We start from the raw sequence: 21,163 nt of genomic DNA on the forward strand, positions 1-21,163 counted from the left end.
ATATATCATGGCTATTCTTAGCGGGTTTATATGAGAATGATTTCTATTTACTTAAGCGGCGCGAAAACAGCTTCTTTGCATGCAGCCGCGTTTACGGAGAGTCCTCGTGCCTACATCTTATTCCCGCCGCTTACCTGAACGCGTGCGTAACGAACTGCGCTTCCGCGCTATCCACGTCGCCGAGAAAACCCGAATTGCCGGGACGTTTTGGCGCATTGTCTTCACGGGCGACGATCTGAAGGGGTTTCATTCTCCCGGTTTTGACGATCACATTAAGGTCTTCTTTCCCCCTGCTGACGGCGCGCCGCTGGCACTGCCGACGATCAACGATGACGGTATTCAGTGGCAAGGCGGATTGCGCCCTGTCGCGCGCGACTATACGCCGCTGGCGTTTGATGGTGCGTCATCGCTGACGCTGGATTTTTATATCCACGACAGCGGTGTTGCCAGCGACTGGGCATCCCAGGCACAGCCGGGTGACAGACTGATCATTGGTGGGCCGCGTGGCTCTCTGCTGGTGCCAACGGATTATGCTTTTCAGCTTTACGTCTGTGACGAAACCGGGTTGCCTGCTTTCAGGCGGCGTAGCAGTAGTGTGGAGGCTCAGGCGCTGCATCTGTTTGCCTGTGCTGATGAGGTGACCGGACAAGCCTACCTGGGCGATACCGGCAATGCCTCTGTTAACTGGCTTGGCAGCGGCAAGATGACGCTGGCGGATTTACCACATTTGACGGCCGCGCTGGACAGGATCGCGATTCCGCAGCACGACGCTTTTATCTGGCTGACCGGAGAAGGGCAGTTCGTAAAACAGCTGTGTGACTATTTCACCACACAGCGCGGGGTTGACGCTGACCTGGTGCGCGCCGTGGCCTACTGGCATCAAAAACCCGCTGCCGTTCGTTAACTGAATTTAAGTGACCTGCCGTTGATTGAATTTCGCCTGATGGCCCACTACCATCAGGCTCTTTCCACTGACTCAGGCAGATAATGAAAATGGATTCGGCACGTTCAGGGCAAGATAACCGCGATGCGCCCTGCAGTGGACGGCGCAAGCGCCGTGAGAAAATGCTGGATGCCAGCGAGATCCGTCTGCTGATGCTGCATTTTATCTCGCAGCGCGCCACACATGGCTATGAGCTGATTAAATGCATTGAAGACCTGTCAAAGGGCGAGTATTCGCCCAGTCCAGGCATCATTTACCCGAATCTGACATGGCTGGAGGAGATGGGGGCTATTCACATCAGTGACCCTCAGGCTGCACGTAAGGCTTACGTGCTCACCGAAACGGGGCAGGCCATGCTAAAGCACGATGCACAGCCGCTGTCAGGTCTCATCGACCGGTTATCGTCTTTGGCAGTGCTGGTCAACAACCGCAGCATTCCTGAAATTGAGCAGGCGATCGATCATTTTAAAACTGCCCTGAACACGCGTCTGGCGCAGCAGGACATTACCGATGAAACCCGGCAAACAATCGTCGCTGCTCTGATGACTGCGGCAGAGGATATCAGCCGCAGTTAATCTGACGTGGACGATCAGCTGTCGTCCGATCGGTTTTTATCGATATGCCCTAGCGAACGCTCCGGAAAACAAATATCCCTTACCCGCTGCTTGAGTGCCTGAGCATCCGGGAATCCGCCATCGCGCTTGCGCTCCCACAGCAGATGTTCATCCAGGGTGATTTCAAATACGCCGCTGGTGCCGGGACGCAACGTCACGCTGGCGAGATCCTGTGCGAAGGTCTGTAACAGTTCCTGTGCCATCCACGCGGAGCGCAGCAGCCAGTTACATTGGGTACAATAGTGAATGACGACCACGGGTTTTTGCATCTTTCCCTCTCTTTATCATTAATTAACGCTCAGGCCAGCAGGGGCCGCAAGCATGCCGGCCGGGCTTTTCGCATGGGTTTTCTGTTTTCTTTATACGTTGCTAACCCTGACGCGAATCCTCACCCGTGGCAGACAGCAGCGCAAACCTTACCGCATCGCTGGCCGAAACGGTACCGGTGTGCCCCTGCGTTTATTCTGATAAAACATCAAATTAGCGGAGCCGGAACCGACAGCGAAGGTGCCGGGGTAAGGCTGCCTGACGTGAGTGGGAAGCCCTGAAAAAACAGATGGCGGTAAGTCAGGAAGCCCTCTGTAAGATGCCTCGGGACGCTCGGGACGCTCGGGACGCTCGGGATGCTCGGGATGCTCAGGATGCTCAGGTAAGCCCGTGAGCCAGGCTTGTCAGCAGTAATGCGAGCCTGCGGGCGGGGAAGATAGCCCGCCCGTAGGCTCAGTCTGGATGAGCCGGGCATTGCCAGCAGGTTAAGTTATCGCCCGCTGGCAGCACTTTCCCGGCAGCCAGAAGTGGTAAGGGAAGGGGCGAGCGGGGCAATTCAGGAACTAAGCGAATGACTGATGCGCCCGCCTTCGTCGCCCCTGGCGGAAGGCGAACGTTAAGCGCAGTCAACCACCAGACGGCCCCGAACTTTGCCATCCAGCAGATCCTGTGCGCCCTGGTGCACGTCACGCAATGGAATGACCGTTGTTATCTGGTTCAGTAACGCGTCATCCAGAAGCTGCCCCAGCCGCTGCCAGGCCTGCTGGCGCAGCGGTTTAGGGCACATCACGCTGTCTACGCCAGCCAGTGTCACACCGCGCAGAATGAAGGGCGCGACACTACCGGGCAGATCCAGGCCTTGTGCCATACCACAGGCCGCGACCACGCCGTCACGCTGGGTGCCGGCCAGCACGTTGCTCAGCGTATGGCTACCGACGCTGTCGATGGCGGCGGCCCAGCGCTCTTTCCCGAGGGGTTTACCCGGTTGAGCCAGCTCGTCGCGATCTATCACTTCGGCTGCGCCCAGGGTGGTTTTTAAATAGTCTTCATCGCTGGCTCGCCCGCTGGAGGCGATGACGTTATAGCCCAGTTTTGCCAGCAGAGAGACGCTGAAGCTGCCAACGCCTCCGCTGGCCCCGGTCACCAAAACCGGGCCGCTGGCAGGCGTAATGCCTTGTTTTTCGAGTGCCAGCACGCACAGCATGGCGGTAAAGCCCGCCGTTCCGATGGCCATGGTATTCAACGGAGTTAGCGTTTCAGGCACGGCTACCAGCCAGTCGCCAGGCACGCTGGCTTTCTGAGCCAGCCCGCCCCAGTGTTTTTCCCCGACGCCCCAGCCGGTGAGCAGCGCCGCATCGCCTTGTTTCCAGTCGGGATGGCGACTTGCTGTGACCCGTCCCACAAAGTCAATGCCCGGCACCATTGGAAACTGGCGCACAATCGGCCCTTTATTGCAGATGGCCAGCGCGTCTTTGTAGTTGAGGGTGGAATAGCTGACGTCGAGGGTGACGTCTTCATCGGGTAATTGTGTTTCGGAGAGTTCTTTTAGCTGAGAGCGGTAACCTTGTTCGTCCTTATCAATGACCATTGCCTTAAACATGTATCCTCCGTCAGGCGTAAGAATAATCAGGCAAGTTTACGCCCGATGCGTCGATTAGGGTAGGGCACTGGCCCGACAAGTGCGAGGCTTGCCGCAAACCTGAGGCATTTCAGTGGCGATTTCAGTGGCAATGTAGGAGCGACTGCCAGCGTGCTGAAAAATGCATAATTGCGCATAAATAACAGAAACTTAAGCGGTTATTCATAGGTTTATTTTTATAAGTTTTTGATATTTAATGGTTTTATATTTTTCATTTATTGACCTGATATTTAAAGTTGTCGGGTTGTTCCTGCGGATAAAAAATGACATTATGACGGCCACTTTTTTCTCGCCACCGCCCGATAACAGAGGACGCTGCCATGTCCGGTTCAATGTGCAACTGCACGTGTCCCCACTCGCCTGAATTCGCGCGCGATCTGTTCTTCGTCATGTCAGTCATGTCAGTTACACACACATCGTTCACTATGCGGTGAGGCCAACCGGGCCGCTGCTGTTGGACATGAGTAAGGACTACTCTTTACTGATGTCTATCGGTTTATCGCGTCAGACATTATTCGCCGGGGAAATTTCCCCATTGCCGTGCCTCAGGCACCCACTCCCTGACTGTTAGGGATTTGTGTTATGACACCACTGAAAATTGCTGCCAGCGCTGCTGTTGCGCCTAACCTGACCTTGAATACTGCGCGCGACGTGGTCACGCTGGATAATACTGATTTTACCGATGTGGCGGCTGTTGTCGTCTCGCTGGCTGATACGCGCAGTGGCGTGCTGGCGTTGTTACGCCACACGGGTTTTAATTTACCGGTGTTCGTTGCTAATGCCTTTGAAGAAGAGGTGATGCACCTGCCCGGCGTGACCGGCGAACTGAATGGCGAGCCGCAGGACTGGGTAGCGCTGGAAGCGGCGGCTCAGGCTTATGAAGCCGCGCTGCTGCCCCCGTTTTTTGAAACGCTGACCCGCTATGTTGATATGCAGAACAGCACCTTTGCCTGTCCGGGCCATCAGGGCGGCGCATTTTTCAAAAAGCACCCAGCGGGTAAGCAATTTTTTGATTTCTATGGCGAGAACGTTTTTCGTTCGGACATGTGTAACGCTGACGTCAAGCTGGGCGACCTGCTGATTCACGAGGGGTCGGCTAAGCATGCGCAAAAGTTTGCCGCCAAAGTGTTTAACGCGGATAAAACCTACTTTGTGTTAAATGGCACGTCAAGCGCGAACAAAGTGGTCACCAATGCGTTGCTGACGCGCGGTGATTTAGTGCTTTTTGACCGCAATAATCACAAGTCCAACCATCATGGTGCGCTGATTCAGGCGGGCGCGACGCCGGTTTACCTTGAAGCGGCCCGTAATCCGTTTGGCTTCATCGGCGGCATTGATGCGCACTGTTTCGATGATGGCTACCTGCGCGAACAGATCAAGAAAGTGGCGCCTGAAAGGGCTAACGAGGCGCGTCCCTTCCGGCTGGCGATTATCCAGTTGGGCACCTACGACGGCACGGTATACAACGCGCGGCAGGTGGTGGATCGCATTGGGCATCTGTGTGACTACATTCTGTTTGACTCGGCCTGGCTGGGCTATGAGCAGTTTATTCCGCTGATGGAAGGCTGTTCTCCACTGACGCTGGAGTTGAACGAAAACGATCCCGGCATTTTTGTTACCCAGTCAGTGCACAAGCAGCTGGCGGGCTTTTCGCAGACCTCCCAGATCCACAAGAAAGATAACCATATTCGTGGGCAAAAGCGTTTCTGCCCGCATAAGCGCCTGAATAATGCGTTCATGCTGCACGCTTCAACCAGCCCGTTCTATCCGCTGTTTGCCGCGCTAGATATTAACGCCAAAATGCATCAGGGCGAGGCGGGACGCCGCATGTGGGATGAGTGCGTGATGCTGGGGATCGAGGCACGTAAAGCGATCTTTGATCGTTGTGACATGATCCTGCCTTTCGTGCCGGAAAGGGTAAACGGCCAGCGCTGGCAGGATGCACCAACGGAAGCGATCGCTCGCGATCTGCAGTATTTTAGCTTTGAACCCAACGCTAAATGGCACGGTTTCGCCGGATACGATCGCGATCAGTACCGTGTCGATCCCTGCAAGCTGTTGCTGACCACGCCAGGCATTGACGCAGCCAGCGGTGAATATGCTGAGTTTGGCATCCCGGCGACCATTCTGGCGAATTACCTGCGTGAAAACGGCATCGTGCCGGAAAAATGCGATCTCAATTCTATTCTGTTCCTGCTGACTCCAGCCGAAAGTCCGGAAAAAATGGCGATGCTGGTGGCGATGCTGGCGCAGTTCGAGCAGCATGTAAAAGACGATACGCTGCTGGCCGAAGTGTTGCCGACGCTGTACCGCAAAAACGCTAAACGCTATGCGGGTTATACCTTGCGCCGTCTGTGTCAGGAGATGCACGACCTGTACGTAAGCTATAACGTAAAAGACCTGCAGCGCATGATGTTCCGCGAGCAGGGGCTGCCGCAGGTTAAGGTGAACCCACAGGATGCGCATCAGGCTTACATTCGTGGCGAAGTCGAACTGGTACCTATTGCAACGGCAGAAGGTCGCATCGCGGCGGAAGGCGCTCTGCCTTATCCACCGGGCGTCCTTTGTGTGGTTCCGGGCGAAACATGGGGCGGGGCGGTACAGCGCTATTTTCTGGCACTGGAAGCGGGCATCAATCAACTGCCCGGTTTTTCGCCGGAGCTGCAAGGGGTTTACACCGAGGAAGGCGCTGACGGACGTAAGTATCTGGTAGCGAATATGATGGTGCAATGAGTTTGAGTTATGCCTGGGCGGCGGCTTATTACCAGGATTTCGGCGGATGGCCTGTCATCAGGCTCTGAGAAGGTTTCGCTCGCCAGGCGGCAGGGAGTTTCAGTTTGCCCCTGCGGGCGACCGACAAGGGGCCGCCAGCCGCCGCGGCCCCTTGACCCCGGGCTCCCGTCCTGCCCACCCGCCGCTGCGCGGTCCCTTCGCTGCTTCAGGATTTCTGCCGGACCGCCAGGACGCGCCATCCCTGGCGCGGCCCGGCTCTCGCCGACGTCCTGTCGGCTCATCCGGAAATCCCTCATCCGCTCAGCGGTCGGGAAGGCCGCCCAAAACCCCCGCTTCGATATCTGTAGTAAAACAAACCGCGTTGCCGCTTCAGATGCAGGAAAAGCCTTCTGGCTCATTACGGTTCATCTGTTTCTGTTTCTTCAGGCTTTCCAGTCTTCAGTTCTGATCGCACATGTTAACAACAGGCGAAGCCAGTCTTCCGGGAAAACATTCGATCTTACAGGCGTGGGTTTTCAGGAGGCATCCGGAGCGCTGAGGAAAGAATGGAGGCCAGGGCGGAGCGGCATGGATGCCGCGCAGAGGACGGCTGCGCCAGGGAAGGCGCATCCGGCCGGCCCGTCAGGCCGCAGTGAGTGACGAAGGAACAGCGACGGCTGCCGGGCGCCGGGATTGTTAAGGGGCTGGCGTAAGCCCCTTAACACGTCCGCCTGCACGGGCAGGCTGAAACTGCCCATCGCCTGGCGGGCGGAACCTTCTCAGAGCCAGAGGACAGAACCCCATCGCCTGGCGGGCGGAACCTTATCAGAGGCAGAGGACAGAACCCCATCGCCTGGCGGGCAAAAACCTCTCTGCGCCAGCAATCCCCCGCCAGGGGAAACCCTTCGCCATCAATACCGATGGTAGCTCCGCTGCGCCGAGCTCACCTTATACAAATAACGCCGCGATTCCGCAGACGGATGCTGTTTAGACAGCGTCTGATAAACCTGACTGGGTGACATGCCGTTAATGATAGTGACCGCACGATCCTTATCGCTGGAGAACACGCGCAGCACGCTGCCTGCACCGCCGTTATAGGCGGTAATGACCGCGTAGCGACGCGACAGCGGATCCTGAATGCCTGCCAGATAGCTGCGCTGCAGCAATGACAGGTAAGCCGTACCGGCATCAATGTTGTTCTCGGGATCCAGCAGGTAGCTGCGGCTTGGTTTGCCCCATTTACCCTTCATACGGAATACATCGACGCCCGCGGTATGCTGTACCACCTGCATTAAACCCAGTGCGTCAGAATGGCTGACGGCGTAGGGGTTAAAACTGGATTCGGTCTGCATAATCGCGAGGATCAGAGACGCATCAACACCATATTGCTCAGCAGCCTTGCGCACCATCGGCAGATATTTATGCGCACGCTTATCAAGATGGTTCGGCACCATCGGGATGGTGACCGAGTAGATTACATGCAGACCAGAATTGCGACGCTGCAATTTATTCGCAATCAAATAGTCCGCAAACGCCTGAGCGCGGCCCTGCCAGCGGATAGCTTGTCCGGTGTTGTCCAGCACCTGTCCGTAAAGCAGCGGTTCTTTACTGATTTGGATATCGTTGACATCAGAATAAAGATCGACATTGCCCGGATCGTCGCCGATCAGCAAGGTGGTCACGATCGCCTGACGCAGGCTGGCAGCGGGATCGGTACCGGAAATGGTCTCAATCGTGATGTTACCGCTTTCAAAGTTGATATGGCTGCGGGTGTAATAGTTGTCGGTGTATTTGACGTAGTCTTTCGGTCCGGCAATCAGAACCTCATTGATACCCCAGATGTTCTCAATGTTATGGGCGAACTGCCCCATCAGGATGTCAAATCCGTTGGTGTCCTTCACCCACTCTTCTGAATAGGTCGGGTTCTTTTTGCCGGAACAGGAAACTAAAAGGGGTGCAATCACCAGCAGGGCTATCAGCTTTTTATTCATCTAAAATACATGCCTGACCTGGAAAACGGCCCCAGTACTGAGGCCAAAAAAAGTTATGCTTCGGGTGGCGTATAGCCTTCAATATGAACGTCTTTGCCTTCGAACAGGAAGTTAATCATTTCCTTTTCCAGCACTTTGCGATCTTCGGGGTTCATCATGTTGAGTTTTTTCTCGTTGATCAGCATCGTCTGCTTAGCCATCCATTGCTGCCAGGCTTCTTTCGAGATTTCATTGTAAATGCGTTTTCCCAGATCGCCAGGGTAGAGTTGGAAATCTTGCCCTTCAGCATCACGTTGTAAAAAAGTACAAAAAATAGTGCGGCTCATTATTCTTCCTCGTTAATCTCACAGCTGCCTAAAGGCAACTGCTGGGGATGGCGCAGTTCGTGCAAAAGACGCTCTACAGGTGCGGCTAATCCCACAGGCGGCGGCAGCGTTAAGTTATACCAGAGACCGCCAGCTTCATCCATTAATGCCCCGGCAGAAGGCCATGACAGCCACATTGGGACAATATCCAGATGGAAATGGCTAAAGGTATGACGAAATGCCGTAAGCTGCTGGGGTTTGGCGTGAATGCCGCGCGCATGCAGCCAGTCGGTCATCGCCTCTTCACTGGTGAATTGCGGGAAGCAAAATAAACCGCCCCACAGGCCCACCGGCGGACGCTGCTCCAGCCAGACCTTGTCGCCATGTTGCATCATCAAAAACCAACCGCTGCGTTCCGGCAACGTCTGCTTCGGCTTTTTACCCGGATAGCTGGCCCAGCTGTTGTTAGCCCTTGCTTCGCATCCGCTGTTGAGCGGGCAGATGTCGCATTTTGGTCTGGATCGCGTGCACACCATGGCACCCAGATCCATCATCGCCTGGTTAAACTGGCTGACGCCTTGAGCAGGCGTGACCTCTTCGCTGATTTGCCAGAGCCGCTTTTCCACATCCTTCTTACCCGGCCAGCCGCCTACCGCGTAGCAACGCGCTAAAACCCGTTTAACGTTGCCATCGAGAATAGGGAAATGCAGACCCAGCGACAGAGATAAAATCGCGCCAGCGGTGGATCGGCCAACGCCGGGTAAAGCGGCGACCTCATCATAGTGGCGGGGAAACTCACCGCCATGAAGGTCCACCACCTGTTTTGCCGCTTTATGCAGGTTGCGCGCACGGGCGTAATAGCCCAGACCGGTCCAGAGATGCAGCACCTCATCCAGGGGCGCGGCGGCCAGATCGCTGACGTCAGGAAACCGCGCCATGAAGCGCTCAAAATAGGGGATAACCGTGGCAACCTGAGTTTGCTGCAACATGACTTCGGACAGCCACACCTTGTAGGGTGTTTTTTCCAGCTGCCACGGCAGGGTTTTGCGGCCAAAGCGCTGATACCAGTCCAGCACCTGTTGCGCGAACTGCGGGGCTTGCATCATAAAAAGGATATTTCCGTGATTACGCGATATTCGGGCAGGAATTCCAGCATAAGCGCCAGTGAGAGTAAACCGGAAGATTGAAAAGGCCTGTTTCATACCGGCCTGTCTGTCCCGTGCGGCAGCGTCGTGCCGGGCCTGACAATATCAGGAGCCGCCGGGAGACAGTAGCAGGCCAGACGATGTGAATCCGGCCCGCGACATCTTTCACAGAAGCCCGCAAAGGGCTTTTACTGGTCAGACGTTGATCTTGTCTTGCATCCTGAGCGGGAGGGTTTCTGGCTCTTGCGGTTTACGGTATTTATCGAGCAGATGGATCTGGATTTTCCGCAGCATATCGCCGTTCAGCTTATAGAAGCGGAAATAGAGCAGTAGCGTCAGCATAAAAAACACAGCCGGCAGCGCAATCATAATAAATTGCATGCCTACAAGGGTTTCCTGCGACTGTACGATATTGGGCATATAGCCAATCATGCCCAGCACCACGGCGATAAAGAAAGCGGCAAAGGCGGAGCCGCCTTTCACCACCATCGTCTGCACTGAATAGGCGATGCTCTCGCAGCGCACGTACAGCTTGTATTCGCCGTAATCAACGGTGTCCGCCACCATAATGACCTGGAGCACCCAGAAAAGCGCGGTACCGGTGTTTAACAGGATGCCGGCCACCACAATCAGCAGCGTTGAGTGATAGCCTGCCAGTGCCATAGCGAACAGCACGCCACAGCTCAGTATCGGCAGCGCGGACGCGCCCGCCCACAGAATGCGGCGCGACAGGATGTTTACCAGTTTCGGGAACAGGATTAACGTGACGAGGTTTGCCGCGCCTGCATAAGAGAGGTAGTAGGGAAACAGCCCGGCATCGCCGATGACGTAGGTGAAATAGTAAATGGCAAAGCCGGTAATGATGTTAGCCGCGATGTTGTAAGCCAGCGCCATTCCCAGCAGGCAGGAAAGCTGATCGTTACGGTAAATGAGGGCAACAATGGCTTTTAGCCCCAGGCGGTCACTGCCTGAGGTTTCGTCGCGGGTGGACGAATAGACTTCATGCACGTTTCGCAGCGTGACTAACATGGAGACGATAAAAAAGGCGATTAACACCAGGGTAAACATCTGGAAGCCTAAGCCACGATTGTCGCCGCCAACATAACTGACAAAGGGCAGGGCCAGGCCTGCGGTAACAAACCCGGCAAGGCTGGCGAAAAAGCGTGGCCAGGGAACCAGCTGTTCACGTTCGCGCTTGTCCAGCGTGATGGTAGGCACCAGCGACCAGAACGGAATATCCATAATGGTGTAGGTCATGCCCCACAAGATATACGTCACACAGACATAAATAACCTGCGTGGTGCCTTCAAACAGATGGGCGCTAAACAACAGGAACAGCACCAGCGAGTTTGCCAGCGTGCCTGCAAAAATCCAGGGTTTGAATTTCCCCCAGCGCGATCGCGTGGCATTTACGATCCAGCCCATGATCGGATCGTTTATTGCGTCCCAGATCCTGGCCACTAAAAACAGCGTACCGACGAGGCCAACCGACAAACCTACCACGTCGGTGTAGTAATACATCAGGTACATATAAACAATGCCAATAGCAAAATCTTTCCCAAATGCGCCGAATCCATAGCTGAGTTTTGTCGTTATTGAAATGCTCATCGGGTACCGGGACGCTGTTGCCAGCGCCCGCCTTCTGTTAAGGAATAGAGCCGCAGCCGGACAGCACGCCCGGAGACACAGGCATTATTTGTGCAGCCAGGCGGGCAGCCAGTCCCCGTGTTCGGCGATCAGCTCATCCACCAGCGCATAAATCTCCTCGATGCCCAGCACCGCCGCCGTATGGGGATCCAGCATGGCCGCGTGGTAAACCCGCTCAGGGTTTTCGGTCAGGATGGCTTCGGTCAGCAGCGTCTGCACGTTGATATTGGTTTGCATCATGGCTGCCAGATGTGAGGGCAGGGTTCCCACCTTCGTAGGCTGAATCCCGTTGGCGTCCACCAGGCAGGCGACCTCAACACAGCATCCCTGCGGCAGGTTGTCGATTAATGCATCGTTACGCACGTTGCCGTAAATCACGGCCGGTTCACCTGTCCAGATGGCATTCATAATGGCGCTGGCATATTCGCGCGAGGGTTTGCTTTCAATACGCTCAGCGCGCTTGTAATGTTCAAGCTCGGTACGCCAGTTATCCAGCTGCTCGACGCAGCGTTTGGGATACTCATCCAGCGGGATCTGGTAGCGCGCAATCAGATCCTCTCGTCCTGGCTTGATAAACCAGGGCGTATATTCTGCAAAATGTTCTGAAGACTCGGTGACGAAATAGCCCAGTTTTTTGAACATCTCATAGCGCACAATGTTGGGACAGCGCGTATTGCCATGCATGTTGGGTTTCGGTACCTGCCCGGCGTCAAAAGCGGCAAGCAGTTCCGGGTAGAGATTCACGTAAGCCCCGTCTGCAGTTTTTCGCTCCAGCTCCAGGTAAAAGGCCATGTGGTTGATGCCGGCAGAGCGGTAACGTAAATCGGCCGGGTTAAGATTGAGATCGTAAGCCAGCTCTTCCGCCGTTCCCTGAACGGAATGGCACAGGCCAACCTGTTTGATATGCGGATAACGCGCGTACATCGCCCAGGTGTTCATCGCCATGGGGTTAACGTAATTAAGCATGGTGGCATCAGGACATACTGCCGTCATGTCTTCACAAATCTGCCAGAGGTGCGGGATGGTGCGCAGCGCGCGCATGATGCCGCCCGGGCCAAGCGTGTCGGCGATTGTCTGCTCAAGACCGTAACGCTTACACACCGCAAAATCAGTGAGGGTACAGGGTTCATAGCCGCCTATCTGAAACGCGACCACAACAAAATCGGCAGCCGCTAATGCCGCTTTCTGGTCGGTGTGGCAGGTGATTCTTCCGGCCGCCCCAGCCGAACTCATCAGCTTACTGACCACGGTAAAGGACTCTTCAAGCCGGGTCGCATCAATATCCATCAACGCGATATGGGCGGATTTCAGCGCATCGCGGTGAAAGACATCGCCAAGGATATTTTTGACGAAAATAGTGGAACCCGCGCCAATAAAGGTAATTTTGGGTGCAGACATCAGGACGCTCCATTGCAAGGTTGGATAACGCCAGAATGTCACGCCATTCATCGAGAAACTTCCGCCTTACGGAACGAGCATTCCCGAAAACTCAGATCTGATGCTGGCGGCGAGCAGATCTGAGTTTTCGGGACAAATTTGCACGGAAAGAAGAGTATCTGGTGTGATGACAGGCGAAAACGTCATGCTGACCGCGCATTTCTCGCCTCTGAGACTGGCCTGAGCCGTTCAGATATGGCAGGGTTCTGATAATTCAGGAGAGGGAATGATGATTATGCAGCCTGTCGTACCACTTCCGCCCGACCCGCATATGTGCAGCAGCGATGAAAAGCAGACCCGCAGCCCGCTGTCGCTCTATTCTGAATATCAGCGCATGGATATCGAACTGCGTCCGCCGCTGGCCATGACCACCAGCCACTGGCACGGTCAGGTTGAGGTGAATGTGCCGTTTGACGGTGACGTGGAGTACCTCATTAATAACGAGGTCGTTCAGATCAAGCAGGGTTACATCACCCTGTTTTGGGCCTGTACGCCACATCAACTCACCCGTCCCGGACGCTGCCAGAACATGGCTATTCTGAACCTGCCGATGCATCTGTTTTTGTCCTGGCCGCTCGACAGGGAGTTAATCAATCATGTTACCCACGGCATGGTGATTAAATCTGTGGCGAAGCAGCAGCTCAGCGCGTTTGAAGTGCAGCGCTGGCAGCAGGAGCTGAACAGTCCCGACGAACAGATTCGCCAGCTTGCCGTTGATGAGATTGGTCTGATGCTTAAGCGCTTTAGTCTGTCGGGATGGCAGCCGGTGCTGGTGAACAAAACGTCGCGCACGCACAAGAACAGCGTTTCGCGCCATGCTCAGTTTTATGTCAGCCAGATGCTGGAGTTTATCGCAGATAACTACGATCAGGCTTTAACCATCAATGACGTGGCCGAACACGTTAAACTCAATGCGAATTATGCGATGGGCATTTTTCAGCGCGTGATGCAGCTGACGCTAAAACAGTACATCACGGCCATGCGGATCAATCATGTCAGGGCGCTCCTGAGCGATACCGATATCACCGTTCTGGATGTGGCGCTGACGGCCGGTTTCCGCTCCAGCAGCCGTTTTTACAGCACGTTTGCCAGGTATGTTGGCATGTCTCCTCAGCAGTACCGCAAGCTGAGCCAGCAGCGGCGGCAGACAATGTCTTTATAAGTTTCCGATAGCGTTGGCCGTCTTTGCCTGCAGGCTGGCATCATAACAAGGAAATTTTTGCGGTTTACTCTACACTCAGGCAGGAAATTGCGCTTCAGGGCACGCAGGAATAAAGCAGAACGTGGCAAAGGCTTGCTTCTGCTTTTGAACTTTGCATAATGCCCGTTTCCCAGAACAGGCAAACCAGCAGGCTTCAACATGATTAATGATGTCATCACCCCGGAATTTGATGAGAATGGACGCCCGTTGCGTCGGATTCGCAGTTTTGTGCGCCGCCAGGGCCGCTTAACCAAAGGCCAGCAGTTGGCGCTGGATAACTACTGGCCAGAGATGGGTGTTGAATATCAGCCTGATCCCGTAGATTTGCCCGCGCTGTTTGGCCGCGAAGCCCCGGTAACGCTGGAGATCGGCTTTGGCATGGGGGCCTCGCTGGTGACCATGGCGCAAAACACTCCCCACCAAAACTTCCTGGGAATTGAAGTGCACGCGCCAGGCGTAGGTGCCTGCCTGGCCTCGGCGAAAGAAGCCGACGTCAGCAATCTGCGCGTGATGTGCCATGATGCGGTTGAAGTGCTGGAAAAGATGATCCCTGATAACTCACTGCGCATGGTTCAGCTGTTCTTTCCCGATCCGTGGCACAAAGCCCGTCACAATAAACGCCGTATCGTGCAGGTGCCTTTCGCCGAGTTGGTGATGCGTAAGCTCAAGCTGGGTGGCGTATTCCATATGGCAACCGACTGGGAAGCTTATGCAGAACATATGCTTGAGGTCATGAGCAGCATCGCAGGTTATCGTAACCTGTCTGAAGACAGCACCTATGTGCCGCGTCCTGAAACGCGTCCATTGACAAAATTTGAGCAGCGCGGGCAGCGTTTAGGCCATGGCGTATGGGATTTAATGTTTGAGAGGGTGAAATAATGGCCACACAACGCAGCCGCCGTTTACGTAAAAAATTACATATCGATGAATTCCAGGAACTGGGCTTTTCCGTGGCCTGGCGTTTTCCTGAAGGCACGTCTGAAAGTGACATCGACGAAACCCTGAACCAGTTCATCAACGAAGCGATCGATCCTAATGGTCTGGCTTACGATGGCAGCGGTTACCTGGCGTGGGAAGGGCTGATTTGCCTGCAGCAAACCGGTAAATGCACCGATGAGCATCGTGAACTCGTGCGCAAGTGGCTGGAAGACCGCAAGCTGCAGGATGTGAAAGTTACCGAACTCTTTGACGTCTGGTGGGACTAAGTTACCAGCAGTGTCGCTTTCACACCCAGACAGGGAGATTGTATGATTCGTAACGCGCTGGTCGCCGGCCTTTTACTGGCGGCAACGCAGGCCCAGGCTGCCTGGGAGTGCAGTGTCAAACCGCAGGATGATGTTGTGATTACGCCACAAAGCGTGCAGGTGGTGGGCGCAAATGGCAATCTGCAGATATCGACGCTAGGGGATGTGCAGTTCAACGGTCAGAAGATGGCCCTGAACGCCGCTAACCGTCAGAAGGCGATTGATTATCAAAATGCCTTACGCCGCGATCTTCCCTGGATCGATAACGGAGCAACATCCCGTCTGGAGAAAGGGCGTGCCGCGCTGGATAACATCATTACTCAGCAGGTTGGCGAATCCAGCCGGTTACATAGCCGACTGGCTACGCTGAATACGCAGTTAAAAACCCAGATGAACCGTATTATTGAGCATCGCAGCGATGGTTTAACCTTCCATCATCAGGCGATCGATCAGGTGCGTGCCGATGGTCAACAGCTGGTTAATCAGGCGATGGGCGGTATTCTGCAGGACAGCATCAATGAGATGGGCAGCAAGGCGATGTCCAACGGTGGCGGTAGCGGTTTGCAGGGCTTGATGGGCAATCTTGGCGGCCTGCAAAACGCCATTCAGAGCGAGTGGAACAATCAGGAAGCCGATTTCCAGCAGTTTGGCAAAGCGGTTTGTAACCGGGTGATTTCGCTTGAGAATGACCGTAAAGCCCTGGTCGGTTCGCTGAAATAGTGCTTTTCAGACGGCCTGCGCCGCCTGGTCGTCTGCCTTTCATCCTGAACGTCACGCCGCCACGGGCTGGCGTTTTTCTGCTTTAGCACGTTGTTGAAAAAAGGGGCTGGAGTCAGCCCCTGATGCCTGTCAATCGTTGTTGGCCTCTTTGACGACCGTTTTGCTACGGGCGACATAGTTATAGATAACCAGCAGGGCAAAAATTCCAGTGATCACCATGGTAATGGTCCCTTTATCAAGGAATCTGGCCATATTCCCCAACAGAATCCCCGTGACGCCGAAGTCGGTGTCTGAGAAGGTGGTATTCGTCAGACCGATGGCGCCCAGGACAGGCAATAAGGCGACCGGGAGGAAGGTAATCAGAATACCGTGGGCAAAGGCACCTAACATGGCCCCGCGTTTCCCGCCGGTAGCATTACCAAAAACGCCTGCGGTTGCGCCGCAGAAAAAGTGCGGTACCACGCCAGGCAGAATTAATATCCAGTGCAGCTGTCCCAGAATAAACAGCCCGACCAGGCCGCCGATAAAGCTGGAAATAAAACCGACCAGAACGGCGTTAGGCGCATAGGGGAACACAATCGGGCAGTCGAGTGCCGGACGCGCGCTTGGCACCAACTTCTCTGAAAACCCGGTAAACGCCGGCACAATTTCGGCCAGAATCAAACGCACGCCCTGGAGGATAATAAAAACACCGGCAGCGAAGGTAATGGCCTGCACAAAGGAGTACACCAGATAGTTTTGCCCGTGGCTGAACTGACTCTCCACGTATTCTCTGCCTGCCGAAATGGACAAAATAAAATAGATGACCATCATCGTCAGGGAAATAGAGATGGTGCTGTCACGCAAAAAACTCAGGTTTTTTGGCATGTTCATCTCTTCGGTGGATTTAGAACCTTTGCCCACCAAAGAACCTATCCAGCCCGACAGGACATAGCCAACCGTACCGGTGTGCGCCAGCGCGACCTGATCGTGCCCAATGATTTTACGCATGTAGGGCTGCGCCAGTGCCGGGAAAAAGGCCATTAACATGCCCAGCGTCAGCGAGCCGGTATAGATAAGCTGCACGCCCTCGAAACCCGCCACCGAGAGAATAATCGCGATCATGCAGGCCATATAAAAAGTGACATGACCAGAGAGGTAGATATATTTCAGACGCGTAAAGCGGGCGACGGTAATATTGGCCACCATGCCGAAGGCCATAATCAGCGTCGTGGGCGCACCATACTTCGCCAGGGCGATGGAAACCATCGCCTCGTTATTGGGAATAATGCCCTGGACGTTGAACGCGTGTTTGAAAATATCCCCCAGCGGCGTCAGCGATCCCACTAACACAGTGGCACCGCCTGCCAGTACTAAAAAACCCAGGATGGTTTTTACCGTACCCTTTATCACATCCGGCAGCGGTTTACGTTGCGCTATCAGACCGAACATGGCGACCAGCCCGACCAGAATAGAGGGGACTTTCAGCACGTCGACAACTACCAGTAAAAGGTTTTGTATAAACATAATAACCTCAGCGGTAAGTGTTCTTTTTTAAGTGGGTGACAGGGTTATTTATTGAAGTAGTCGCGAATTTTCTGCTCAACTTCCTTCAGGTCGATAATGTTATTGATAATGATGACTTTTTCCGGTGGCAGGTTAGCGCTGTAGGCGATGTCTTTCGCCATCACGAACACATCCGCCACGTCTGGCGTGACCGAACCGAGATCGGCGTGTTCAACGTCTGCCGTCATATCCATCGCTTTAAGCACTTTTTTGATGTTCATTTCCATCATGAAGCTGCTTCCCAGGCCTGAACCACAAACTGCCATAATTTTCATAAAAACCTCTTTTAATTTTAACGAGTTAACGGGATATGCTGTATGCTAACAACAGGGCACAGAGTGCGTGTTGGCTTTGTGCCTGATAAACGCGTTCCATCACGTCGTCATCGGTAAGCACCTCAGCCAGCTGGGAGATCATCTCAATGTGGCTGTTGCTGTCAGGGGCGGAGAACATAAAAAGGATATCGACAGGATCATTCTCTCCTGCATCAAAGGTGACCGGGTTAGCCAGCTTGACTACGGATAATCCCAACTTTTTGGCACCCTGCTCAGGGCGGGCATGCGGCATGGCAATGCGCGGCGCAATAACGAAGTAGGGACCGGTTTCCTGTTTGAGGCGGATGATGGTGTCAATGTAATCCTGTGAAATCGCCCCCTCATTAAGAAGAGGATCGCCCGCGACCTGAATCGCGGCTTTCCAGTCGGATACGCGCTCAATATATTGAATTTTTTCAGCATTCAGCCATTGGGTCAGATTCGGCATACAATGTCCTGGATAAAAGGTTAGGCAAAAAAGTCAGCCAGCTGGCTTCCAGAATTCATCAAGCTGTACAGTCATCTTTCTCTGTTTATCCCTGCGGCTTTGCCTTTTTTATTTCATCTGACAAAACCACTCACGGCTGAGGGGTAAACGTAAATGACATTAACTTACTCTAAAACAAGATATTAATTTAAGTCGCACTCGTCAGTTCTGACAATTTGCTGTTGCAAAAACCGGCTTGTACGTATAGACATGTTTAAGCTGTCTAGTCATCTTGATGATGCACCTCGACCTGTACAGATACAATATGCAAGAATCATTTCTGGCGGGGCGCGTGGGGTTTGAGTGCAAAATCGTTAGCTGGATCACATCTGGATCTTTGCTCACGGGCACGTCGTGACGAAAACCGGGCCTGCAGGGTTTGCTGTAGGGCACCGCAGGCACGGGCACACTATTCGGGAATATGCTGATGTTCGATGGCATTACAGAGAAGCAAAAAGAGGTAGTCGACTATATCCTGACAAAGATCATGCAGGATGGACTGCTGCCGGGCGATAAGCTGGACACGGAAATCGCGATTGCTAAGAACATTGGTATTACCCGGGCGACGGTGCGGGAAGCCACTCGCATTCTTATTGAGCAACAGCGTATTTATCGGGTGAAAGGCTCCGGGCTGTTCGTGGGGTCCATCGGCAAGAGTAATCACTCAGGCCGGTTTCATGCGCTTTCCCCGTTTGATTATCAGGCACACAAAAAAGGGCATAAAGCGGTCAGAAAGGTGCTGACTGCCAGCATCATTAAAGTGCCCGGGCCGGATATGGCGCAGGCTTTACGCATCAAGAACAGTGACCAGATTTACAAAATTGTTCGTCTGATGTGTTTTGATGACATCCCCGTTGCGCTGGAATATATCCACCTGCCTGTCAGCCTGTTTAGCAGCATGGAGTTTGGACGACTGGAGATCTCAAAATATTCGTACATTGAACAGATCACCGGCAAGAAAATTCAGCGTCGCGATCAGCAACTGAATGCCATCAATGTTACCGATGGTGAGCAGCTCAGACTATTGAATTTTAATGCGAATGAGGCGGCGCTGGAGATCAACGAAACCGTCTATCTGGATGATGGTATGCCCTGTGAGGTCAACATCGCCATTATAAATACGAAGCTGTTACAACTGAGACAGAATACCGAACGCGGTTGATGTTCGCGCAAACGGCCCGGTCGCTTTAGTGATGCTTCCGGGCCAGAATGCACTAGGCTTCCGCTAAAAACAGCTCCAGCAACGAGTTCAGAAACAGTTTCCCTTTCTCTGTAATCTGCCAGTGTTCCGGCGATTCAGTGATGTAACCTGCGGCAATGGCTTCGTCGAGCTGTGGGCGAATCAGCGTTTCATGCAGCCCGGTATAGCGGCTAAAGTCTGCACGCGGCGCCGCCTCCAGCAGACGAAAACGGTTCATGAAGAACTCAAAAGGCTTATCCTCGTCTGCAACGTCGTACTGCTTATCGAGATAATTGCCCTTCATAAAACCACGCGGATGGCGCACTTTTACGGTACGGACAATACGGCCATCTGGCTGAGTCAGTTTGCCATGCGCACCACAACCAATGCCCAGATAATCGCCAAAGCGCCAGTAGTTCAGGTTGTGCTCACAGCGGTAGCCCGGTTTAGCATAGGCCGAGGTTTCGTATTGCTCATAACCTGCCGCAGTCAGCAACTGGTGGCCCTGCTCAAAAATATCCCATAGCGCATCATCATCCGGTAGGGTTGGCGGGCGAGAGCCAAAGAGCGTATTGGGCTCAATCGTCAGCTGATACCAGGAGAGATGCGGCGGGTTGAGCGCAATCGCCTGGCGCAAATCATCCAGCGCCTCGGCCAGCGACTGATCGGGCAGGCCGTGCATCAGGTCAAGGTTGAAGCTGCGCAGCCCTAAACCCTGTGCCAGTGCTGCGGCACGCTTCGCTTCTTCCGGTCCGTGAATACGGCCCAGACGTTCCAGTTTCTGCGGGCTGAAGCTCTGGACACCAATCGAGATTCGGTTAATACCGGCGCGTTGATAGGAGCTGAAGCGATCCGCTTCCACCGTGCCCGGATTGGCTTCCATCGTGACTTCAGCATCGGCTGTCAGCGTCAGCCGCTCGCGTACGCCATCCATCAACATCTGCATGGCGCTGCTGCTTAACAGGCTTGGCGTCCCGCCGCCAATAAAGATCGTGCGAACCTCACGACCCTGAATCAGCGGCAGGTCGTGTTCAAGATCGCGCAGCAGGTGCTGCACATACTCAACGTGCGGCACCTCATCCTTTAATGCGTGAGAATTAAAATCGCAGTAGGGGCATTTCTGTACACACCAGGGAATGTGGATGTACAAACTCAGAGGCGGTAAATCAGGCATTACGCATCGCTTCCAGTAACAGCGTCAATGCTTTACCACGATGAGAGACTTTTCCTTTCTCTGCCTTAGTCAGTTCGGCTGCAGTTTTACCCAGTGTCGGAACCCAGAACACCGGATCGTAACCAAAGCCACCTTCACCGGCTGCCGTTCGGGTAATTTCCCCTTCCCAGGCACCGTGGAAGACCAGCGGCGTTGGGTCGGCAGCATGACGTAGATAAACCAGCACGCAGTGAAACTGCGCCTGACGTTGTCCGTCAGGCGTGTTTTCCAGAGCCTGAAGCAGCTTTTCCAGATTCTGCTGGTCGCTGGCGTCTTCACCAGCATAGCGGGCTGAGTAAATCCCGGGCGCGCCACCCAGCGCATTCACGGCCAGGCCAGAGTCATCTGCGATAGCCGGCAGGCCGGTCACCTGCGCGGCATGGCGCGCTTTCAGGATGGCATTTTCAATAAAGGTCAGGCCGGTTTCCTCGGCGGATTCCACGCCAAGTTCGGTTTGCGCCACGACATCCAGACCAAAGTCAGCGAGCAGATCCGCCAGCTCACGTACTTTGCCGGGATTGCCGGTGGCAAGAACAACTTTTTGCATAACAGTTCCAGT

At 54.3% G+C, this 21,163-nt stretch carries 20 protein-coding genes; 8 read left to right on the forward strand and 12 right to left on the reverse strand.

Annotation, left to right across the window (positions count from 1 at the left end; genetic code table 11):
* The first annotated feature begins 79 nt into the window (after positions 1-79).
* Positions 80-904, forward strand: a complete 825-nt coding sequence (locus NXS97_RS16930; RefSeq protein WP_013027113.1) for a siderophore-interacting protein — start codon at positions 80-82, stop codon at positions 902-904.
* Between the two features lie 83 nt (positions 905-987).
* Complete coding sequence (locus NXS97_RS16935; RefSeq protein WP_013027112.1) at positions 988-1,518, forward strand: PadR family transcriptional regulator; 531 nt, start codon at positions 988-990, stop codon at positions 1,516-1,518.
* Positions 1,519-1,532: 14 nt separating this feature from the next.
* On the opposite strand, the gene NXS97_RS16940 is transcribed toward NXS97_RS16935, so the two are convergent.
* Positions 1,533-1,826, reverse strand: a complete 294-nt coding sequence (locus tag NXS97_RS16940; RefSeq protein WP_105082399.1) for a SelT/SelW/SelH family protein — start codon at positions 1,824-1,826, stop codon at positions 1,533-1,535.
* 614 nt (positions 1,827-2,440) lie between these two features.
* Positions 2,441-3,424 (reverse strand): MDR family oxidoreductase, encoded by a 984-nt coding sequence (locus tag NXS97_RS16945; RefSeq protein WP_014594526.1) that lies wholly within the window; start codon positions 3,422-3,424, stop codon positions 2,441-2,443.
* 621 nt (positions 3,425-4,045) lie between these two features.
* Between NXS97_RS16945 and NXS97_RS16950 the strand changes: the two genes are divergently transcribed.
* The gene (locus tag NXS97_RS16950) at positions 4,046-6,196 is read left to right on the forward strand and encodes an ornithine decarboxylase (RefSeq protein ID WP_014594525.1); all 2,151 of its coding nucleotides are present in this window, start codon (positions 4,046-4,048) and stop codon (positions 6,194-6,196) included.
* A gap of 890 nt (positions 6,197-7,086) precedes the next feature.
* Here NXS97_RS16950 and mltC read toward each other — a convergent pair.
* The 5 genes from mltC to NXS97_RS16975 form a co-directional block, all read right to left on the reverse strand.
* Entirely contained in the window at positions 7,087-8,166 is a 1,080-nt protein-coding gene (gene mltC / locus NXS97_RS16955) for a membrane-bound lytic murein transglycosylase MltC (RefSeq protein ID WP_013027108.1), read from the reverse strand.
* Positions 8,167-8,219: 53 nt separating this feature from the next.
* On the reverse strand, positions 8,220-8,492 hold the full coding sequence (locus NXS97_RS16960) for an oxidative damage protection protein (RefSeq protein ID WP_013027107.1): 273 nt from the start codon (positions 8,490-8,492) through the stop codon (positions 8,220-8,222).
* Positions 8,492-9,577: an A/G-specific adenine glycosylase gene (mutY, locus tag NXS97_RS16965; RefSeq protein ID WP_014605105.1), complete on the reverse strand. Its 1,086-nt coding sequence runs from the start codon at positions 9,575-9,577 to the stop codon at positions 8,492-8,494. The genes NXS97_RS16960 and mutY overlap by 1 nt, the downstream gene beginning before the upstream one ends.
* A 234-nt stretch (positions 9,578-9,811) precedes the next feature.
* Positions 9,812-11,224: a melibiose:sodium transporter MelB gene (gene melB, locus NXS97_RS16970; RefSeq protein ID WP_013027105.1), complete on the reverse strand. Its 1,413-nt coding sequence runs from the start codon at positions 11,222-11,224 to the stop codon at positions 9,812-9,814.
* Positions 11,225-11,308: 84 nt separating this feature from the next.
* Positions 11,309-12,664 (reverse strand): alpha-glucosidase/alpha-galactosidase, encoded by a 1,356-nt coding sequence (locus NXS97_RS16975; RefSeq protein ID WP_116220087.1) that lies wholly within the window; start codon positions 12,662-12,664, stop codon positions 11,309-11,311.
* 265 nt (positions 12,665-12,929) lie between these two features.
* Between NXS97_RS16975 and melR the strand changes: the two genes are divergently transcribed.
* The 4 genes from melR to NXS97_RS16995 all read left to right on the forward strand — a co-directional run bounded on the left by melR (position 12,930) and on the right by NXS97_RS16995 (position 15,865).
* The gene (gene melR, locus NXS97_RS16980) at positions 12,930-13,862 is read left to right on the forward strand and encodes a transcriptional regulator MelR (protein ID WP_029569116.1); all 933 of its coding nucleotides are present in this window, start codon (positions 12,930-12,932) and stop codon (positions 13,860-13,862) included.
* 198 nt (positions 13,863-14,060) lie between these two features.
* Positions 14,061-14,780 carry a tRNA (guanosine(46)-N7)-methyltransferase TrmB gene (gene trmB / locus NXS97_RS16985; RefSeq protein ID WP_013027102.1) on the forward strand — a complete coding sequence of 240 codons (720 nt, stop codon included), beginning with the start codon at positions 14,061-14,063 and terminating at the stop codon, positions 14,778-14,780.
* Entirely contained in the window at positions 14,780-15,106 is a 327-nt protein-coding gene (locus NXS97_RS16990; RefSeq protein WP_013027101.1) for a YggL family protein, read from the forward strand. The genes trmB and NXS97_RS16990 overlap by 1 nt, the downstream gene beginning before the upstream one ends.
* A 42-nt stretch (positions 15,107-15,148) precedes the next feature.
* Positions 15,149-15,865: a DUF2884 domain-containing protein gene (locus tag NXS97_RS16995; protein WP_064374254.1), complete on the forward strand. Its 717-nt coding sequence runs from the start codon at positions 15,149-15,151 to the stop codon at positions 15,863-15,865.
* Between the two features lie 129 nt (positions 15,866-15,994).
* Here NXS97_RS16995 and NXS97_RS17000 read toward each other — a convergent pair whose 3' ends face one another.
* Genes NXS97_RS17000 through NXS97_RS17010 form a run of 3 tightly spaced genes read right to left on the reverse strand, consistent with a single transcriptional unit; the run spans position 15,995 to position 18,172 of the window.
* Complete coding sequence (locus NXS97_RS17000; RefSeq protein WP_013027099.1) at positions 15,995-17,371, reverse strand: PTS ascorbate transporter subunit IIC; 1,377 nt, start codon at positions 17,369-17,371, stop codon at positions 15,995-15,997.
* A gap of 44 nt (positions 17,372-17,415) precedes the next feature.
* Positions 17,416-17,685, reverse strand: coding sequence for a PTS sugar transporter subunit IIB (locus tag NXS97_RS17005; RefSeq protein WP_013027097.1), 270 nt, complete (start codon positions 17,683-17,685; stop codon positions 17,416-17,418).
* Positions 17,686-17,710: 25 nt separating this feature from the next.
* Entirely contained in the window at positions 17,711-18,172 is a 462-nt protein-coding gene (locus tag NXS97_RS17010; RefSeq protein WP_112900425.1) for a PTS sugar transporter subunit IIA, read from the reverse strand.
* A 466-nt stretch (positions 18,173-18,638) separates the two neighbouring features.
* On the opposite strand from NXS97_RS17010, the gene NXS97_RS17015 reads away from it, so the two are divergent.
* The gene (locus tag NXS97_RS17015) at positions 18,639-19,373 is read left to right on the forward strand and encodes a GntR family transcriptional regulator (protein WP_015699576.1); all 735 of its coding nucleotides are present in this window, start codon (positions 18,639-18,641) and stop codon (positions 19,371-19,373) included.
* Positions 19,374-19,425: 52 nt separating this feature from the next.
* Here the strand turns inward: NXS97_RS17015 and hemW are convergent, their stop codons facing one another.
* Entirely contained in the window at positions 19,426-20,565 is a 1,140-nt protein-coding gene (gene hemW / locus NXS97_RS17020; RefSeq protein WP_112900424.1) for a radical SAM family heme chaperone HemW, read from the reverse strand.
* Positions 20,558-21,151 (reverse strand): XTP/dITP diphosphatase, encoded by a 594-nt coding sequence (locus tag NXS97_RS17025; protein WP_112900423.1) that lies wholly within the window; start codon positions 21,149-21,151, stop codon positions 20,558-20,560. The genes hemW and NXS97_RS17025 overlap by 8 nt, the downstream gene beginning before the upstream one ends.
* Positions 21,152-21,163 lie beyond the last annotated feature (12 nt).

Source organism: Pantoea sp. B623 (assembly GCF_024814475.1).
Lineage (GTDB): Bacteria > Pseudomonadota > Gammaproteobacteria > Enterobacterales > Enterobacteriaceae > Pantoea > Pantoea ananatis.

What these genes read in the sequence shown, in the direction of transcription:
- NXS97_RS16960 (WP_013027107.1), bottom strand. Translation starts at nt 8,492, where the DNA reads ATGAGCCGCACTATTTTTTGTACTTTTTTACAACGTGATGCTGAAGGG.
- NXS97_RS16945 (WP_014594526.1), bottom strand. Translation starts at nt 3,424, where the DNA reads ATGTTTAAGGCAATGGTCATTGATAAGGACGAACAAGGTTACCGCTCT.
- NXS97_RS16930 (WP_013027113.1), top strand. Translation starts at nt 80, where the DNA reads ATGCAGCCGCGTTTACGGAGAGTCCTCGTGCCTACATCTTATTCCCGC.
- hemW (WP_112900424.1), bottom strand. Translation starts at nt 20,565, where the DNA reads ATGCCTGATTTACCGCCTCTGAGTTTGTACATCCACATTCCCTGGTGT.
- mutY (WP_014605105.1), bottom strand. Translation starts at nt 9,577, where the DNA reads ATGATGCAAGCCCCGCAGTTCGCGCAACAGGTGCTGGACTGGTATCAG.
- NXS97_RS16950 (WP_014594525.1), top strand. Translation starts at nt 4,046, where the DNA reads ATGACACCACTGAAAATTGCTGCCAGCGCTGCTGTTGCGCCTAACCTG.
- NXS97_RS16940 (WP_105082399.1), bottom strand. Translation starts at nt 1,826, where the DNA reads ATGCAAAAACCCGTGGTCGTCATTCACTATTGTACCCAATGTAACTGG.
- trmB (WP_013027102.1), top strand. Translation starts at nt 14,061, where the DNA reads ATGATTAATGATGTCATCACCCCGGAATTTGATGAGAATGGACGCCCG.
- NXS97_RS17025 (WP_112900423.1), bottom strand. Translation starts at nt 21,151, where the DNA reads ATGCAAAAAGTTGTTCTTGCCACCGGCAATCCCGGCAAAGTACGTGAG.
- NXS97_RS16935 (WP_013027112.1), top strand. Translation starts at nt 988, where the DNA reads ATGAAAATGGATTCGGCACGTTCAGGGCAAGATAACCGCGATGCGCCC.
- mltC (WP_013027108.1), bottom strand. Translation starts at nt 8,166, where the DNA reads ATGAATAAAAAGCTGATAGCCCTGCTGGTGATTGCACCCCTTTTAGTT.
- NXS97_RS16990 (WP_013027101.1), top strand. Translation starts at nt 14,780, where the DNA reads ATGGCCACACAACGCAGCCGCCGTTTACGTAAAAAATTACATATCGAT.
- NXS97_RS17005 (WP_013027097.1), bottom strand. Translation starts at nt 17,685, where the DNA reads ATGAAAATTATGGCAGTTTGTGGTTCAGGCCTGGGAAGCAGCTTCATG.
- melB (WP_013027105.1), bottom strand. Translation starts at nt 11,224, where the DNA reads ATGAGCATTTCAATAACGACAAAACTCAGCTATGGATTCGGCGCATTT.
- melR (WP_029569116.1), top strand. Translation starts at nt 12,930, where the DNA reads ATGATTATGCAGCCTGTCGTACCACTTCCGCCCGACCCGCATATGTGC.
- NXS97_RS17015 (WP_015699576.1), top strand. Translation starts at nt 18,639, where the DNA reads ATGTTCGATGGCATTACAGAGAAGCAAAAAGAGGTAGTCGACTATATC.
- NXS97_RS17010 (WP_112900425.1), bottom strand. Translation starts at nt 18,172, where the DNA reads ATGCCGAATCTGACCCAATGGCTGAATGCTGAAAAAATTCAATATATT.
- NXS97_RS16995 (WP_064374254.1), top strand. Translation starts at nt 15,149, where the DNA reads ATGATTCGTAACGCGCTGGTCGCCGGCCTTTTACTGGCGGCAACGCAG.
- NXS97_RS17000 (WP_013027099.1), bottom strand. Translation starts at nt 17,371, where the DNA reads ATGTTTATACAAAACCTTTTACTGGTAGTTGTCGACGTGCTGAAAGTC.